Raw genomic sequence first — 17,961 nt, forward strand, 5'->3', positions numbered from 1 at the left:
TCTGAAAGCTGTGCCGTCCATGACGAGGAGGCAACATGGCGAATGAAGAGAATGTCAGCATTGCGGAAATTCGTGACAAGCGGCGCCGTCGTCTATTGAACGGGCTGAACATCCCGGAAATGGTCGGCGTTGAAATAGGCCCGCTTTGTTGGCCACTCGTGCGACGCAGCGACGGCGGCGAAATCATCTACGTCGATCACACGGATACGCCTCACCTTCGTCAGAAATATCAGGACGATCTCCATCTCGACATCAATGAAATTGTCGATGTCGACGCGGTCTGGGGGCTCAACACCCTCCATGAAGCGATCAAAGGCCGTTATGTCGACTATGTCGTGGCCTCTCATGTCGTCGAGCATGTTCCCGATCTGGTGACATGGCTAACGGAACTGGCCGCCGTCCTCAAACCTACCGGTGAAGTGCGTCTCGCCGTTCCCGACAGACGTTTCACCTTCGACTATTTCCGCCCGGAAAGCCGCTTGCCGGAGGTTCTGGCGAGCTATATCGCCCGAGCCCGGGTACCTCAACCCTATTCGATACTGGATTACTGCCTCTTCGCCGCCGACGTCTCCGCCGTGGAAGCATGGCAGAACCGGATCAACCCTGATTCGGCCAAGCGGCATCGCACCTGGCAAGGCGCGCTGCATCTCGCGCGCGACGCATTCGAGAACGGCAACTACCACGACGTCCATTGCTGGGTTTTCACGCCCCGGTCGTTCGCGAGACTCATCGCCGATCTTTGCAAAATGGAATTGCTCGACTTCGCATGCGAAGGTTTCTGCGACACGCTTCACAACGAATTCGAATTTTCTGTCGTGATGAGACGCTCACGCGAGCACAGCTATATCGCCGACAGCTGGCGGCGAATGGAGCAGGCGGCCAGCAATGTGACGCCAGAGATCCCCTTCTGGCGCGCGCGCCGCAAGCTCGAGGAGCTGCGCTCCGGGCAAGATTGCCGCCAGATCACGCCGCGCGTATGCGGACAGCGCAGCGAACTGGATGCCGACGAACCGCTCGCACCGCCGCCCGGCTTCGACCCGCGCGAATATCTCGTTGCCAATCCGGACGTGGCCGAGGCTGGCGTGGATCCCGTCGCTCACTATCAGCACTTCGGGTGGCGCGAAGGGCGTGCGCTGCGCCTGCCGGCTGCGGCTGCGGTTGCAGTTGCAGTTGGAGCAAACGGACAGCCGCACGAGCTGACTTCTACCGGAAGATGTTCCGCTGATACAGCGCTACATTCCTGATGCCGAACGCGCCGCAGGCATTCGGGTCAGCAACGGTTATTTGCAGGCCTCGGATCCGTTCGAGCGTGAGCCATCGAGGATAGGCATCCAGCGGGACAATCAACACGCCGTCGTCAGCAGTAAAGCTCAAATGCGCTGCGTCGGCCGGAACTGACTGCTGGTCGCCCCACCATGCCAGCTTGAATCTCGGCGTAGCGCGACGGTCCACGCAGGAAAACTCGAAGCGGAGCAGGCCCGCGGCATGGCCTGACACGCCGAGCGTGGACAGGTCGAAGCTCAATTGCGGATTGCCGCCCGTCGCCTTGTAGACGCCCGACTGCGGGCTCAGATCGTGCACTGTCGGGGTCAACGCGTCGAACGCCGCGACCCGGGTCATCTTCTTCGACAGCGAGCGGTCCGAACGTCCCCAAGCCACCGGAATCTCGCCCAATTCCGGCGTCGCAAACGCCGCGTCCTGTAGCGCCAACCGGTACTCCGCCTGCAAAGCCGCTTCGAGCGTCACGTCGATGACGTTGGCATAACCGGCCAGCGCAGGATCGAGCGGCCCGCCGTCGAGCCAGATCACATGCTGTTCGGCGGACAACTTCACGACCTTGCGCGTCTCGCCGTTGCGCAAACGAATTTGCGTGCCGGGCGCAAACGCGGACATCGGCGTGCTCGCGTCCAGCGACAACGCGGCTTCGCTGCGGCTTACGCCCCTGTCCCATTTGTCATCCGTCAGGTTTCTGATCCCGACCGTGAGATGTTGCCCCTGCCCGGCGACCATCGCCGACGTGCTCAATCCGAGAATGGTGCCGTCCGCCCATACTGGCGTGTAGTGAGCCATCACGAATCGGTACAGCACCGGATCTCTCAACGCGAGGCCGCCGCCGTCATACGTGATGTTGTCTGCCGCCAGCAACGCGACACTGGGCAAATCGCGCGATAGTCTTTCGACCGCTCGCTGCTGCTGTCGAACCGGCGCCATGTTGTACGCCGCCGTCACCGCCATCGTGACCGGCCGGCCGAAATAGAAAGTCTGCGCGTTGTGCGACGTCAGATCGAGGTAGCCCACGCCCGGTGCCAGCTTGCTATTGAGCAACGTGTTGAGCTTGATGAGCCGTGCCCATTGCTCTTCCTGCACCATCAGCCGCCCGACGTTCGGCATCCCCACATCCACGCCGCTTTTCAGCGGCGCGACCGGCGATGATGAAGCTACCGCAGACACCACGGTGGAAAAGGCGAGCGTCGTGTAATTCAAGGTTGCGCTCATCCCCGCGACGAGCACGACCAACGCGACGCGGTTGAACCTGAGCGTCGAGTGCCACGCAACGATGGGAATCAGTACGGACCAGCCGAAAATTGCCGCGAGGCCCGCGCGCGACATATCGCCTGGATCGATGCGTCCCATCGAGTAAGGCGTCAGCAACAGCGCGAACAGCATCACGACCACCGCCGGCAGGAACGCCGCATTGCTGGTCGCGCGATTCTTGATGCCTGAATAGACCATCATCAAACAGAATGCCGGTGCACCGAGCCACAACATCCTTATCGATTCGTAAACGAGGCCGGATTTCGGACTACCCGGATTCCAGCTGATCGCCCACGGAATGCCGTACGCGACCTGATTGATCGGACCGTTTTCGAGTACGTAGCGGATCGCACCGATCAACATCGCGGCCAATGGCGTCACCAGCGCGAGCACCAGAGATGCCACGCAGACCACGGCGAGCGTTTTCCAACCTTCGCGCTCACCACGTCGCCACATGCGCCACACCGCTTCGAGCGCCAATATGCCGGAGGCGGCGGCGAGCAACAGACCCGACGGCGGCACTCCCAGCACCACGATCGACGCCGTCACGAGCCACACCGCGAGCCAGCGTGCCGGCTTCGCCCGCAGCGCGCCGCTGAACCACAAGCACATGAACGGCGTAAAAAACAGAAAAGCGGTTCTGCCGCCGATGAAGAACGTCGAAACCAGCGCGAGACCCAGGCTTGCGGAATATTCAAAGAGCGCCAAAAAAGCGACGAGTGCCAGCAGCGTCGAAGTCAGCCGGTTTGCATCGAAAACGCTGGCCGCCGTGCCATCATAGAACACGACCGACAGTAGTCCGGGTAAATCGTCCTCCACGAAACCGTGAGGAGAGATATAGCCGACATAGGGCACCACACCGTGGAGGTACGACCACCAGCCGAGCAGGTTCTGCCCGAACTCATAGTCATTCGGCGACATTGACGGGCCGATCGTGTTGCCAAACTTGAAAGCGATCAGCAGCCCGAACAAGGCGAGCGGCGAGAAGAGCACTTTGTAGCTCTGCTGCTCCTCGCGGCAATACCTGACATAGCGTCGAACGACATCGACTACGCCGGCGACGACCAGTGCAACCACCAGCGCCTTCAACGCCCACGTCGTCGAATATTTGGTCAGCGATCCATCAGGAAGCGCGAGCCGTGCCGGATAAAGCGTCAGGAAAAACAGCGGCAGTCCCAACTGGCCGATGGCGATACTCTTTGGCAAGACTCGCAACACCAGCCTGGGCGCGAAGGCCGAAGCCAGCACCACCAGAAACAGCACGCCGATGAGCAGATGCGATATCCTGGCGTAACGCGCAACATCGATGGAACCGGCCAGACCCACCGGTGCGCGGCCCATCACAAGTGCAATTTCGAGCGGCACGAGCGCCAGCAGAAATGCCGCCAACAGACTCAGCCCGGTCACCCACGGCGACACACGCTCTGGCTTATCCGCTTGCCACCACACCGACAGCCCAAGAATCAGCAAGCCTGCCGCGGAGACAAGCTGGATGGTTCTGTCGATCGACGAGCCGGTAATCAATCCCGCGACCATCACCACCGACGGCACCGACCACCACAGCAACTGCTCCGCAAAATCTTGCGCGTACGAAGCCTGCGTAGCGTGGTTCTTCAGGTTCCTGATCTGCGCCGACAGACATGCCAGGCCAACGAGCAACACACCGATAAAAAGCAGCGGCGCGGCGAGATCCTGAAACTTCGTATTGGCGCCCCAGGTGATGCTGCCGACAATGAAATCCGCATACGTCGGCGCCAGCGTCATGCGAAGACCCAGCGCGAGTGCCGCAGCGGCCAGAGAGGCAGACGCCACCACCACGCCCGTTTTTTCTGTGTTTGTTAGTTGGTTTGGCATTGAACATCTCTTTCGTCGCAGATCACGCGCGTGCGAATCGCGCTGTCACATCACGACGGGTTATAAGCGCCGAAGCACGCCTTGAACAGCACCTGCAGCACCGACAGATTGCCTCTCACACTGCTGATCTTCGTGGGCACTTCGCCCTTCGGATAGCGTCGCGTCGTCGCGACTTCGAGACAGCGATAGCCGAGCTTCGGTGCGCGATACGACAGATAGGCCAGCAACTCGTACGTATCGAACACGTCCCTGAACGGAGCGACCCGCGGGTCGAGCAGCATCTTGCGGCTATAGGCCCGAAACCCCTGCGTCGTATCGGTCCAGTGAAAACCGGAAAAGAGACTGAGCATCGGCGCATGAATCAGCCGGATGGCCAGATCGCGTGACTTGGGCGTATTTTCCGCAATGCCGCCGGACAGGTAGCGCGACGCCTGAACAAAATCCACGCCGCCCTGCAACTCTTCAATGAAGCGCGGAATCGCGTCGGGATCGTCCTTGTCGTTGCCGTCGATCGTGACGATGCCCTCGTACCCCTGGTCCAGCGCGAACGCATAAGCGCAGCGCAACTGCGCACTCAACTTGCCGGGCCCGGTCTTGAGCACCAGCGTGTGAACGCCTTTGCTCTTCAGGAACTCGAGATCGAGCGAACCGTCGGTGCTGCCACCGTCGACGATGATCACATCCGCCGTGCCGGGAATGCCCAGCGCCGCGATCCGCTCGAGCAGATTGCGGATGCGGGCGCCTTCGTTGATCACCGGAATCACCACGCACCACGGACTGCGCGGCTCCGAAGTGAGCTGAATCTTGTAAGCGGGAACCTGCCAGGCGGCACGGGCTTCTTGGGGCATGTCGAGTTTCATTGAAGTCTGTGATCTTTTTTATTTCACCCTACGCGGGCCGTGATGAGTGCAACGCCTGCGATGATGAACAGGATCCCCGCACCGACGGTCCAGGGAAAAGGCTCACGAAATATCACCACCGACAGGATCGCGACAGTCGCAATCGCGCCGGCGGTCAGCACCGGTTGAGCAACGTTGAGCGGCAGCCTGCCGAGCGCCGCCGCGTACAGCAGAAAGGCCGCGCCGTACAGCGTGAGGCCGAGCCAGAACGGTCCGTTCTTCAGCGCGCCGACTGGATCGCTGAGACTCGGAAACTGCCGTGGCGGCATCATTGCGATTTTGACCAGTACGCTTGCGGAAGCATTCGATGCGATGCCCAACACCAGAATCAGCCATTTCATGCGGACGCTCCACCGTCCGCCCGATAGCATCGAACGGCCTCGCCGACGGCGCGGCGGACCGCGTCCACGGCCGAGCCTGACTTCGGCGCGAGCATTTCGATCGACACCACCTGCTCGGGCAGCAACTCGGTCAGCACCTCGGCCACCGCGAGGTGATTCGTCCCGCCCTCGCCGAGCGTGACGAGATTCGGTTCACTCGCATGCACGTGGCCGATCAGGTGTGCGTATCGGGTGACGACGTCGCGCGCATTTTCTTCGTTGATCGTGACCGCTCCCGTGTCCAGCTGCATGCGGATCGCCGGATGCGCGACTGCGGACACGACCGTCGCGGTATCGCGGCTGTTGGTCATGAAATTGGCGCCGTAGCACGGCGGATTGGGTTCGAGACAAACGAACACCCCATGCTCGGCGGCGATGTCGCCCACGCGGCGGAAGAACGTCACCGCGATATCGTGTGCGGCGTCGTCGGCGAGGCCGGTGCGGTCACGATTGCGGGGCGAGCCGAAGACGAGCCGTGGCGCGCCCAGACCCGCGCCGATCCGGCACACCGCGCGCAAATGCTCCAGCAGCGCTTGCTGCGACTCGGCCGCGCCGAACACATTCAGCCCGGTGGTCCCGAACAGCAGCGACTGCATCCCCGTGATGGCGATTCCGCGCCCGGACCACCATGCGCGAACGCGCGCGATGTCCGTCGGCTCGGCTGCCTTCGGGTCCGGAAAATACTTGCCGGGGGCCACGTCGATTGCGTCGACGCGATGCTGCTGCAAGATGTCCGCGACCTGTTGATCGTCGGCGACTTCCCACGCAATGTTCGAAATGGCGATTCTCATGCGCGCCCCGCCGCTTCGCCAGCGGCCTTCAGCGGCTCGGACTGCGCATACGACCGGACCGCCTGAATGGTTTCGCGCTTGCTGTACTGATACGAGCCCGTCGCGCCGAACAGCCCGGCATGCACGGTGCGGAAATCGTAACTCGCGGGGTGCGCCGCCGTCGCCTGATCGAATGGTTTGCCGAAGCCCGCTTCTGAAACTTCAGCCACCGTGATCGGCTCGGCAGTCAAATGCAAAAGCTTCAGACCGGCGGCAAGCGCGGTCTGGATGTCGTGCCAGAGGTTCACCATCGGATAGAACTGGAACGAGCCGCGGCTATCGATCGCGTGAAGATTGTTGTCGTTCAGGAAATCGAAAATGACGTTCTTACGCAGTCCCGGTCCGACGAGCCCAGGCAGACGAACGATCAGATGGCTGGGAAAATGCGTCTCGACGAATTTCTCCAGCAGGCGCCGATGCAAGCCATAAGCATGCAGGCCTTCCTCATCCACCGGCGTGTTCTCGTCGACGCCGACGGGATTCCTGAACACGTCGACCGTACTGATCAGCACGAACGTGTCGCACTGAACCGTCGACAGGTGATCGATCAGCCCTTCGATCTTCTCGCGGTCCGCCTCGGGTTGCGCATTGGCGATCCACTTCTGCGCCGGCGCGCCCGCGCCGACCACGAGACCGAACGACGACCCGCGGATCTGCTCGATGTTGGTCGAGCGGAATTGCGCATCGAAATGTTTTTGCTTCAGCAGGGTCGATCCCACAAACCCCGTATATCCAATCAGTGCATCGTTCATTTGCCTGTTCCCAATACCGTTTGTGTTTGCGAAGTGGCAACGAAAGTCTCCGCGTCCAGCTTCTCAAGCACGTCGTAGATGTTGTCGATCTTGCCGCCCAGGATCGAATAGAGACCATTCGATCCTGGGCATTGCTCGAACAATATCGGACGACCGTCGTCTCCTTCGTTTTTCACGAGAACCGTTTTGACCTCGAAGAGCGACTCGACGTAACGCGCATCATAAACCGCAGGAAAGTAGCGCCCCACATCCCGCACCATGCGATCCACGCGGCTGGCGCGTTCGTATTCGTTCAATCGTTTGTACGGATCCTCGCCGGGCGCATCCATCCAGCTCGAATGCGGCGTATAGCGCACATGCGACAGCGTATGAAGGCCGCGGGCCGGAAACGGCATCATCGAGAAAAACGGGCCGTCCATCACGGTCACGCCAAGTCCGCGCAATTCCGGCACGGTCTCGACCAGCGCCATCTCGGTGATCTCGTGCTTCAGTTTCGTTTGCGTGCCGCGAAAGTCGCCGTCGAACTGATTCAGGCCGCTATACGTGCAGTTGAAGACATACCTGGCATGCAGGGCCGAGCGGTTCGCATCGTCGCACTCCAGCACGAAACCTTCGCCTTGCCGATGAATATGCTCGACTCGCGTGTTCAGCCTGACGTCGATATCGAGTTCGGTCAGCTCGCGCCTCGCCCAGTCCGCCAGTTTCGTGGAATCGAACGCATACTCCTCCACCAGAAACACCTGTTCGATCAGGCGCGGTTCGAACAGATCGCGAATCTGTTGCGGAGCCGGTTCGAGACTCGCGCCGATCTCGCGGCAAAAGCGCTCGAACTGCCGCGCCGTCACTTTGGAATTGCGCCGCGCGATCGCGTAAACCTTGGTGAAGTCGCGCTTCACGACCTCAGGGAAATCGCGGACGAAGCGAGGCAGATTGATGCGGCTGCGAAAGGCGGTCGTGAAGCTGCGCGGATAGTGATAGCCATTGTGGACGCGCGCCTGGTTGCTGTATGAAGCGCGCGCGAGCAAGGCCGGCTCGCGCTCGATCAACGTCACCGTTTTCAGGCCTCGTTGCTTCTTGAGGTAGATCGCGATCGCCGTTCCGTAGAAGCCGCCTCCGATGACTACAGCATCTTGCATGAGCAGATCCTCCCGTTCAGTCACGAGGGATGCATCGAGTCGTTGACATCCGCGCGATGTTGCTCAGGCAATCTGACGTCTTCGATATTCAGTTTCTGACGGCGCGTCATCACGCTGCTCGTGAATTCCTGCGCAACATGGTACAGAGGACCTTCGTTGCTGAGCCGCGCCATTTGCAGGATGTACTCGCCGAGCACCAGCAGCACGAGCGAGAGCAGAAAGAACATGCCGGACTGCTGCAGCGACAGCGTCACCCAGCCCGGCGCCACGTTCGACTTCAGCAGACCGACCGCGATCACGTAGATCGAGTAGATCAGGTTCGACACCGCGCCGAACAGCGAAAGCGCGGTCACGAGCCGCATCGGCGCCTTGGTCGTCGATACCAGCAGGCGGATACCGCGATCGATGCTGTGCGACAGACGCTTCGCTTGCGCGGCCTTGGGCGGCGCGCTGTAGGTCAGGTTCGCTCGCGCAAAACCGCCGGTAGCCGGCAAATACCGGTAGGTCATCGCGGGCATCGGATGCTGCAGCATGAAATTGATCACGCGTTTGCTGAGCAGCCGGTACTGGGGTGCATCCTTGGCGAGGTGCACGCCATTGGACCATTTGTACAACGCGTTGAACGCACTCAGGCAGAAACGGTAGGCCCGGCTTTGCACCGGCTTCTGTTCGTTCTCGGCGAACACGACGTCCGCGCCGCTCGCCGCTTGGTCCAGCATGGCCGGCAGGAAGCGGATATCGTCGATCAAGGGGTCGACGACCGCGACGAAATCACCGAGTGCATTTTCCAGCCCCACCCACGAGGCCGTGTCCGAATCGACTTCTTTGGTCAACGCGTACACCTGCAGATTCGGCAAGCCGCGTTCGCCCGCAAGCTGCTTGAGTACGGAGACACTGTCGTCCTCGGACGCGTTGTCCACCACGATCAGCTCATAGTCGCTGACGAGCGTGCCCATGACCGCGGCAGCATCCTTCAGGATTGCTTCGAGATCCCGCGTCTGATTGCGAACGACAAATACAACGGACAAAAACACCGGGAAAAACACTACCTGCCCCCTTGGCAATAACTCGGCCTGCGCGAAACCGCCCTGTGAATCTCGAATGATAAGCGCGCGCAGAACATTGAACCGGCAAGGATCGACTTCTGTACGTGTGTTGCTGAAGAGTGCAAACCCACTATAAGCGGGACTTGCGTCGGCGTCGGCCACGTTGCCCGCCACGCACGATTTCGCGCAAACAGAGCTGAAACATTGCGTCCGGAACCTTGCCAGGCCGGAAAAATGAGCCCAACTATGCCGTCACTTACTGTTTATCGCAAGTTGTTTCAGAGTGTAAGCGTTGCGCGCGAAGCTGCGCCCGCAGGCCCGTTACAGCCCCAATACCTCTTCATAGAGCCCGCGATACGCATTACCCAGCGCCGGCCCGGAAAACAGCCGCTCATACCGTTCACGCGCCGCCGCTCCCATCTTCAACGCAAGCGCCTCATCCCGGACAAGCTGATTCACCGCCGCCGCAAACTCCACCGGCGACTCGGGCGGCACGACGAAACCCGTCACACCGTGCTCGTTCACATACGAAGTGCCGGAGCCCATCTCGCAGCAGACCATCGGCTTGCCGAACATTTCCGCTTCGACGAGGACCATCCCGAACGCCTCCGAGCGCAAGTGCGACGGCATCACCAGCGCACGGCAGCCGTTCAGCAACGCGACCTTCTCTTCGTGCGACACCTGCCCCGCGAACACGACGTTCGACGCGCCCACCTGCTTGGCCAGCTCGCTCAGGCGTTCCATTTCCGGCCCGGAGCCGGCGATGACGATGGTCGAAGCGATCGACGGCGCCGCCTCGATCAACGTGTGCAGCCCCTTGTAGTACCGCAGCACGCCGAGCGCCAGCACGTACGGCGCGTTGCCGAGCTTGAGACGCTCGATGCATTGCGGCGCGAAACGCCCCTGTTGCGGATCGTCGCGGTAATCGATGATGCCCAGCGGAATCGCCTTCAGACGTTGCCTGTCGACGACGCTGGTCAGCACGGCGCTGCTTTGCGCATAGACGGCCGAGGTGGCCACCACCGCCGACATCGAGCGCAGCGTCGAGCGCATCAGCGGTCCGTACACATAGCCGAGCGCGCGCTGGCGCACCACGTCGGAGTGATAGGTCATCACCGCCGGCTTCTTCACGCGCCCCAGCAGATGCAGCACGTCCGCGAACGGCCACGGAAAGTGGAAATGCAGCACGTCCGCCCAGTCGGCCTGGGCACGGTACTGCCGCAGCGACTCGAAGCCGCCGAGGTCGCAGGAAGCCGGCGCGGCCCACGAGCGCGCGCGCGTCACGACGCCCTCGGGAAACTGGATATCGCGCGGCACCGGATTGGGCGACAGTGTGAAAATGCGCGGATCGACACCGCATGCCCGCGTGGACAAGCTGATCTGACGGATCGCTTCCTGGAGCCCGCCGGGCGGATCGGGGAAATACGTGCGATAGATGTGGAGAACTTTCATGCTTGCGCCACTCACGCAACCGCGTCCAGCGAAGCCGGACTGCCGTTGCCCGCAATATGGCCGCGGAACGTGATGCCCAGCATCTTGTCGAGCCGCGCCTCCCACGTATTCTCGCCCACGGCCGCGCGTGCTTCGTCCGCGCTCAGCTTGCCGCGAGCCAGCTGTTTTTCGATCGCCGCGATGAACGCGTCGGGATCGCCGCCCACTTCGAGACCCGCGCGCGGCTCGTTCGCGAAGTCGAGCGGGGTCGACACGACCGGCAAGCCGGCCGCGAGGTATTCGTAGAACTTCATCGGGAACATCGAGCGGGTGTAGTCGTTCAGCAGCGTCGGCAGCACGCCGACCTGCATGCCGCGCAAATACTGCGGCAAGACCTGATAAGGGCGATAGCCGAGCAGATGCACGTTCGGCAGGCGCGCCAGTTGCGCGAGCAGTTCGCTGCGCTGTCCTTCACGCTCCTCGCCGATGATGATCCACTGCCAGTGCGGCCGCGCCTGCGCCGTCTGCAGCAGCAGCGGGAAGTCGACCTTGAAGTCCGACAGCACGCCGTGATAGACGAGCCGCGGCTCGGGGATCGCGGCAAGCTCGGCCGGCACCGGCCCTGCGGCGCGCGCTTCGCCGAAATGCGCGTCGTCCACCACGTTGCCGAAGAAATGCGTGTTGCGGTTGAACGGCAAGCACGTTTCCTTCAACGACGTCGCGGTCGTAAACACCGCCTCGCAGCGGCCGAGCAGCGCCTGCTGCGCGCTGCGGAACGCCTCGACGTCGACGCCCGGAATCTCCGCGATATCGTCGACGCAGTGGTACACGAGCGGCCCGCGCGGCAGCGTCGCAATCGCATCGAGCATGTACGGGTGATAAGTCCAGACGACCGGCTTCCTGAAGCGCCGCGACTTCGCGAAGCGGGTCACGGAAAAGCGCAGCAACGCCTGGTTCAGCGCGCGCACAAACGGCAGGTGGTGGCCGGCCGGCACCATCAGCGGCGACAGCACCCAGACGTTCTGCGCGCGCCGCGGCGGCCCGAGCACGAGCGACTGCACGCCGCGCCACAAACGGCGCCACAGGCGCTGCCAGTCGCGGCCGCTGCCGACCTTCGGCGAGCGGAAGCCGACGCTCTCCACGTACAGAATCCGCCAGCCGCGCGCGGCCAGAATGCTCGCTGTGTGCTGCTTGTTAGTCCAATACGGTTCGTCCCAATCGGCGGTCGAAAACAGCACGCAGTCCTGTGCGGCCAATGCGGTGTCCTTGCCCTCAACCAATGAACACCTCAACCGGCCGGCCCTGCAGACTCTCGACGATGCGCTGCGAAGCCAGCCCGTCACCATACGGATTCGCGCGATTGCGCAGCGCGGCGCGGCGCGCCGGATCGTCGAGCCAGCCGCACACCGCGCTTTCGATATTCGCCGCGGCCTGGCCGGCCAGCGTCGCGAAGCCGGTGTCGACGCCCTCGCGGCGTTCGGTGTGATTGCGCATCACGACCACCGGCACGCCGAAGGTCGGCGCTTCTTCCTGAATGCCGCCGGAGTCGCTGACGACCACCGCGCTGCCGCTGATCAGATACAGGCTGGTCGGATAATCGACCGGCTCGATCAACGCGAGGTTCGCGATGCCGTCCAGTTCGCGATGCACGGGAGCGCGCACGGATGGATTCAGATGCACCGGAAACACCCAGCGGTAATCGCTGTAACGCTGACACAGATCGCGCAGCACGCGGCAGATATCCTGCAATACGTCGCCGAAATTTTCGCGCCGATGGCAGGTGACGAGAATGTGCTGCTTCTGCGCGCCGTGCCATTCGGGCAGCGGACTCTGCGGCGGCGTCGCGCTCCAGCTTTCGCGTACTGCGGCGATCGCATCCACCACCGTATTGCCGGTCACGACGATCTGGTCGGCGGCAACGCCTTCGCTCAACAGATTCCTGCGCGCCAGTTCAGTCGGCGCGAAATGCAGCGTGGCGATGCGGCTCAGCAGACTGCGGTTCGCCTCTTCGGGGAACGGGCTCGTGAGATCGCCGGTGCGCAGTCCCGCTTCGACGTGGCCCACGCGGATGCCGCGATGAAACGCCGCGAACCCGGCGCAGAAGGCCGTCGTGGTATCGCCCTGCACGATCACCCAGTCGGGCCGCACTTCGTCGAGCGCGCGATCGAGCGCGGCGATCAGGCGCGACGACAGCGCGTTCAGCGACTGCCCCGCGCTCATCGTATCGAGCGTGATGTCCGGCTCGATGCCGAAGAACTTGAGCGCCTGCGCGGCCATGTCCTTGTGCTGCCCGCTCGCGCAAACGATCGTGTCGAATTCGCCGCGCAACGCGCGCACGACCGGCGCCAGCTTGATCACCTCGGGCCGCGTGCCCATCACCACCATGACTTTCATTGCAGTGCTTTCCCCGCCTCGACCTGCATGAGTGCGCCCCGGAACTCGACGCCGAGCGTCAAGGGCGTCGTTTGACTGGACGGTGTGACGACGCGGAACGCGCCGTCCACTTCGACGATCTGCGTGAGCGATCTGTACTTGAGAAAGTCGAGCGCGGCTTCTTCGTGCAGGAAGAGCGGCTTGTGCGTCTTGCTTCTGATGTACGCGATGAACAGTTCGTGCGCATCGATCCGCGACGCTTCGTCCTTCCAGCCATACGCATAGCGTTCGGAGAACGGGTGGTCGAGATAGCCGAACAGCGTGTTGGTCGCATACGCGTAGTCGAAGGCCTGCTTGAAAATGGCGAGCCGGTCGCCCTCGTTGAGCATGCATTCGCCATGCAGCATGCACTGCTGGCTGTGTCCGACGAAGCCTGCCGGCAAGCCGGCCAGCGCGCCGCCGCGAGCCGTCAGGAACTCCGGATCGTTGCGGATGATCCCGCCGATGCAGCCGTCGTAGCCCCCGTCGGCAAGGCCTTGCATCGCGTACGGTGGCGACTGGTGAAATGGCGACACCGCGTAACGCACCGGGACGCCCGTCACTGCTTCGAGCAACTCCGCCGATTGACGCCCTTCCGCGAACGCGTTGTCATAGCTGCCACCCCAGTTCGGCGCATGGGTGGCCGTGTGCGACAGCACCGCGCCCTGTTGCCGGTCGGCCAGCAGTTCACGAAGAATGCCGTGATGCTCCGCGCGACTCAGGTATTGCGTGTGAACCGCCAGCGTGAACGGCACGCCCATGCGCTGATAGGCTTGCCACAGCGGCCGCGCCGACTCGACGTCTTCGTCGCAATCGAGCCGCGACGTGATCGCCGCGTCGTAGCCCCATGGCAGTTCGCTCAATACCGGCTGACACGGCAGCGTGTCCGACCGGTAGCCCGACACGAATTGCTCGACCATGCGCCATTCGAACGAATCGCACGGGCCGACCGCGCGGTTGAACCACAACACGCTCGACGCGCCGGCGTCCCACAGTGCGGCGTACGAGAACTGCCGCTCGCCGGCCACGACGACCGCCGCGAGTTCCGCTTCGGCGGGCACCTGAACCGCTTCCCTGACCGACCAGATCGAGCCGTCGCAGCGGATCGCGCCGTAGCCGAGGTTGTTCCACTCGTCGGTGAAGTCGAAACGCTCGAACGGACGACGCCATTGCGCGCCGCCCAGCGCTTGCGCCAACGCGCCATAACGCACCACCGCCGCGCTCTCGCGCGCTTCGCCCGACGGCGCCGGCGCGCTGCGGCTCGCGGCCGCGAGGCCAGCCGGCAAGTCCGCCGCCTGATAGCGCAGATAGTCCGCCAGCGCGACCGGCATGTGGCCGAACACCACCAGCTTGCGGGGCCGCGCGCGCAACCATGCGATGAGATCCGCGCTCCAGCCATCGGGGGTGTCGACGGCGACGAGCAGGTCCGGCGAAGTCTCGCGCACCATGCTGCGCGCGATCGATTGCGCCTGGGTCGCGCTGACCGAGCGCCGCAGCGCCGCCAGCACGTACTGGCCGGCTTCGGCGGAGGCGTTTGGAAACAGAACGCCGATCATGCGGTCACCACGTGACGGAATTTGGCCCGGCTGCCGACCCGCACGAAGTCGTCGTGGCCGACATAGGCGATCGTGAACGCGTCCTGCCAGAAGTGGCGCAGCTTGGCGGTCGTCTCGTCCGCGTTGGCCGACGGTTCGAGCACGATCCGCAAAGTCGGCGGCGTGGTGCGCAGATCGATCTGGAACTCCTGAATCCCGCCGACGCGATGGTCCAGCATGTCCTGGATGTGGTGCGTCGGGTGCGCGACGCCGTTGATCGGCACGACGTCGTGAATCCGGCCGACCACGCCGGTCAGGAAGAAACCTTTTGCCGTTTCCTGCACGCGCGCGAGGTCACCCGTCGCGTAGCGGATCAGCGGCATCAGCTTGTTGCGGAAACCGGTGAAGACGAGTTCATGCGCGCCGTCGGGATTGTCCGCCGCCACGCGGCTTTCCGGCCAGCCTTCGGATTCGAGAATCTGGAAGCCGCCTTCATGGCCGTCGAGTTCGTAGGCCATCACGCCGAGTTCGGCGAGGCCATAGCGATCGATCACCCGGCAACGCAACGCCGACGCGATCATCTCGCGCGCGTGCGGCTCGAGCAATTCGCCGCTCGACTCGAACACCTGGAATGCCTTGCCGCCGCCGTACTTGCGCTGCACGTAGCAGGCGAGCGCGTACATGGTCGACGGATGCGAGTGCGCGAGATACGGCTTGCGGCGCTTGAGCGTGCGCCACATTTCTTCGAGGCCCTGATCGTCGATGCGGTCGAAGAAAATGTTGCTGCGATTCATCGCGAAACATTTGAAGTCTTCGCGCGACGGCCACTCGGGCATCACCTGGTCCGGGAAGCGGCACGCAAAGTGCAGCTCCGAGCGATGGCGCAATTTGCCGATCCGCTCGCGGCAGTAGTTGGTGACCGCCGACGAGTAATCGGCGCCTGCCTGGTCGTAGTAGATCGTGGTGGACAGCCCGGTCGAGCCGCCGGTCTTGCACGCGTGATGCCGGCCTGCTTCGAGCGGCCCCGACAACAGCCGCGGACCCTGCTCGCGGATGATGTCCTTGGTCAGATACGGCAGCTCTTCCAGATAACGCGGGTCCTGCTTGACCTTGGCCGGATCGAACTGCAACGCCTGGAACAGGTCACGGTAATAAGGCACCTGTGCACCGGCGAATTCGAGCATGCCGGCCAGCCGTTCGAGCGCGATGCGGCGGCGCTGCGGCATCGACAGCGAGTAGTGCTCGCGCAGCTCCTGGATTTTCGGGCGCACGGCGCGTTTTTCGCGGTTCTCGGCAATCGGGTACGCGATATAGCCGCCCGCGAAACCCTTCAACGTGCGAAACGGCTGACGCACCAGCAGGGATTCGGAGTAGCGCAGAAATGGGTGGTTAGCTCGCATGAAATTCGAACCTTGTTGCGCCTGTGGCGCGCCTAATGTTGCGCCTCGGGATCGAGCCTCTGAGTTGCGCTTCTGGGTTACGCCTGTCCGGCTATCGCCGAGCGCGTCGCGACGGACTCGCGAGCGCCTTCGGCTGGCCGGCTTGCGCTATCAGTGCGGCAAGTGCGCGGCCTGGCTGACGATCGGCTCGTCGCTCTTTTCCGGCGGGCTCACGGGTTCGTCCGAGATCATCCGGCCGTGCTCCATCGAGATCTTGCGGGTGCACACGCGCGACACCAGCTTCGGATCGTGCGACGCCACCACCAGCAACGCAGCCTTGCCGACCAGGCCCTCGAGACGCTCGGCCGCCTTGATGCTGAACTCGGCGTCGCCCACGCTCAGCCACTCGTCCATGATCAGGATGTCGGCTTCGACGCTGGTCGAGATCGCGAACGCGAGACGCAGCATCATCCCGCTCGAATAGGTGCGCACCGGCAGATTCAGGTAGTCGCCCAATTCGCTGAAGTCGGCGATCTCGTCGATCTTGCTGCGGATGCGCGCCGGCTTCAGGCCGTCGAGAATGCCGCGCAGATAGATGTTCTCGAAGCCGGTGGCGTCGGGGTCGAGGCCCATCGACACGTCCAGTAGCGACGCGATCTTGCCTTGCACCCTCAGCTCGCCGCGCACCGGCGCGTACACGCCCGACAGCGTGCGCAGCAGCGTCGTCTTGCCGGAGCCGTTGTGGCCGATCAGACCCACGCGCTCACCTTCGGTGAAGCTGAAGCTGAGGTCGTCGATCGCTTTGACGATCGCATGGCGGCCTGCATCCTGGCCGATCCGGCCACCCGTCGTGAGATTGAGCACCGCCTTTTTCAACGAGCGGTGGGAGTTCTCGTAAATCGGAAATTCGACGGAGATGTTACGAGCGACAATCGATGAAGAACTCACAATATCAAAGCCAGTAAGGAACGCGATTACGGAAACGTTTCATCAGGAATTGCGAGAACACAAATCCGACGATCAACAAGCCGACCGACCAGGCCCACGATTCCCAATGGGTCGGACGGCCGGTGAGCGGCGCGCGCACCGTTTCGATCAGGTGATACAGCGGGTTGTATTCGGCGACCCACGAGCGGTCCTTCAGAATTTCCGGGGACCACATGACCGGCGTGAAGAAGAACACGACCTGGATCAGATTGGTGACGATCGGCGGAATGTCGCGAAAGCGCGCGCACAGCACGCCGAGCGTCACGCCGAGCCACACGCCGTGCAGCAACAGGATCAGCAGCGCGAACGGCACCAGCACGACCTCCCAGCCGGGCCAGTGGCCGAAGATCAGCAGCAGCACCACGATCACCGGCAGGCTGTGCAGCAGGATCACGAAATTGCGCCACGCGATCCGGCACACATGAACGGTGAGCGGCAGACGGATCTGCTTGATCAGATAAGCGGAACCGATAAAGGCCATACAGCCTTCATTGGCGACCGACGCCAGATAGGCCCACACGACCAGACCCACCGCGAGATACGGCAGATAGTCGGAGATCTCCTGATGCAGCAGCGTGGAGTACAGCGCGCCGAGCACGAAGACCATGATGATCGTGCTCAACGTGAACCAGAACGGCCCGAGCACCGAGCGGCGATAGCGCTGACGGATGTCGTGCCAGCCGAGCGTGCCCCAGACCCGCACCGCTTTCATGCCGACCATCAGGTCGTCGTTCTCGGTGTGACGCGTCAGATCTTCCGAGTTGTTGGTAAAGCTGATATCCATC

At 62.8% G+C, this 17,961-nt stretch carries 15 protein-coding genes; 1 reads left to right on the forward strand and 14 read right to left on the reverse strand.

Annotated elements, in window-relative coordinates; all coding sequences use genetic code 11:
* Positions 1-35: 35 nt before the first annotated feature.
* Entirely contained in the window at positions 36-1,244 is a 1,209-nt protein-coding gene (locus HV744_RS05400) for a methyltransferase domain-containing protein (protein WP_175148508.1), read from the forward strand.
* Here HV744_RS05400 and HV744_RS05405 read toward each other — a convergent pair.
* The 14 genes from HV744_RS05405 to HV744_RS05470 form a co-directional block, all read right to left on the reverse strand.
* The gene (locus tag HV744_RS05405) at positions 1,204-4,389 is read right to left on the reverse strand and encodes a hypothetical protein (protein WP_175148509.1); all 3,186 of its coding nucleotides are present in this window, start codon (positions 4,387-4,389) and stop codon (positions 1,204-1,206) included. The genes HV744_RS05400 and HV744_RS05405 overlap by 41 nt on opposite strands.
* A gap of 50 nt (positions 4,390-4,439) precedes the next feature.
* Entirely contained in the window at positions 4,440-5,237 is a 798-nt protein-coding gene (locus tag HV744_RS05410) for a glycosyltransferase family 2 protein (protein ID WP_246278951.1), read from the reverse strand.
* A 35-nt stretch (positions 5,238-5,272) separates the two neighbouring features.
* Positions 5,273-5,629 carry a DMT family transporter gene (locus HV744_RS05415; RefSeq protein ID WP_175148511.1) on the reverse strand — a complete coding sequence of 119 codons (357 nt, stop codon included), beginning with the start codon at positions 5,627-5,629 and terminating at the stop codon, positions 5,273-5,275.
* Positions 5,626-6,459, reverse strand: a complete 834-nt coding sequence (locus tag HV744_RS05420) for a sugar phosphate isomerase/epimerase family protein (RefSeq protein WP_175148512.1) — start codon at positions 6,457-6,459, stop codon at positions 5,626-5,628. Before HV744_RS05420 ends, HV744_RS05415 begins: the two co-directional genes overlap by 4 nt.
* Positions 6,456-7,250, reverse strand: coding sequence for an NAD(P)-dependent oxidoreductase (locus HV744_RS05425; protein WP_175148513.1), 795 nt, complete (start codon positions 7,248-7,250; stop codon positions 6,456-6,458). Before HV744_RS05425 ends, HV744_RS05420 begins: the two co-directional genes overlap by 4 nt.
* Positions 7,247-8,386, reverse strand: a complete 1,140-nt coding sequence (locus HV744_RS05430; RefSeq protein ID WP_175148514.1) for an NAD(P)/FAD-dependent oxidoreductase — start codon at positions 8,384-8,386, stop codon at positions 7,247-7,249. The genes HV744_RS05425 and HV744_RS05430 overlap by 4 nt, the downstream gene beginning before the upstream one ends.
* A 20-nt stretch (positions 8,387-8,406) precedes the next feature.
* A complete protein-coding gene (locus tag HV744_RS05435; RefSeq protein WP_246278964.1) occupies positions 8,407-9,420 on the reverse strand; it encodes a glycosyltransferase in 1,014 nt (337 codons plus the stop codon).
* A 333-nt stretch (positions 9,421-9,753) separates the two neighbouring features.
* Positions 9,754-10,884 carry a glycosyltransferase gene (locus tag HV744_RS05440; protein ID WP_175148516.1) on the reverse strand — a complete coding sequence of 377 codons (1,131 nt, stop codon included), beginning with the start codon at positions 10,882-10,884 and terminating at the stop codon, positions 9,754-9,756.
* An 11-nt stretch (positions 10,885-10,895) separates the two neighbouring features.
* Complete coding sequence (locus HV744_RS05445; protein ID WP_175148517.1) at positions 10,896-12,143, reverse strand: glycosyltransferase; 1,248 nt, start codon at positions 12,141-12,143, stop codon at positions 10,896-10,898.
* Complete coding sequence (gene wecB, locus HV744_RS05450; protein WP_175148518.1) at positions 12,136-13,257, reverse strand: non-hydrolyzing UDP-N-acetylglucosamine 2-epimerase; 1,122 nt, start codon at positions 13,255-13,257, stop codon at positions 12,136-12,138. Before wecB ends, HV744_RS05445 begins: the two co-directional genes overlap by 8 nt.
* A complete protein-coding gene (locus HV744_RS05455; protein ID WP_175148519.1) occupies positions 13,254-14,831 on the reverse strand; it encodes a polysaccharide deacetylase family protein in 1,578 nt (525 codons plus the stop codon). The genes wecB and HV744_RS05455 overlap by 4 nt, the downstream gene beginning before the upstream one ends.
* Positions 14,828-16,210, reverse strand: a complete 1,383-nt coding sequence (locus HV744_RS05460) for a phenylacetate--CoA ligase family protein (protein WP_175148520.1) — start codon at positions 16,208-16,210, stop codon at positions 14,828-14,830. Before HV744_RS05460 ends, HV744_RS05455 begins: the two co-directional genes overlap by 4 nt.
* Positions 16,211-16,360: 150 nt before the next feature.
* Entirely contained in the window at positions 16,361-17,137 is a 777-nt protein-coding gene (locus tag HV744_RS05465) for an ABC transporter ATP-binding protein (protein ID WP_175148521.1), read from the reverse strand.
* Between the two features lie 4 nt (positions 17,138-17,141).
* On the reverse strand, positions 17,142-17,960 hold the full coding sequence (locus HV744_RS05470) for an ABC transporter permease (protein WP_175148522.1): 819 nt from the start codon (positions 17,958-17,960) through the stop codon (positions 17,142-17,144).
* Position 17,961: the final 1 nt, after the last annotated feature.

Source organism: Paraburkholderia ultramafica, assembly GCF_902859915.1.
GTDB lineage: Bacteria > Pseudomonadota > Gammaproteobacteria > Burkholderiales > Burkholderiaceae > Paraburkholderia > Paraburkholderia ultramafica.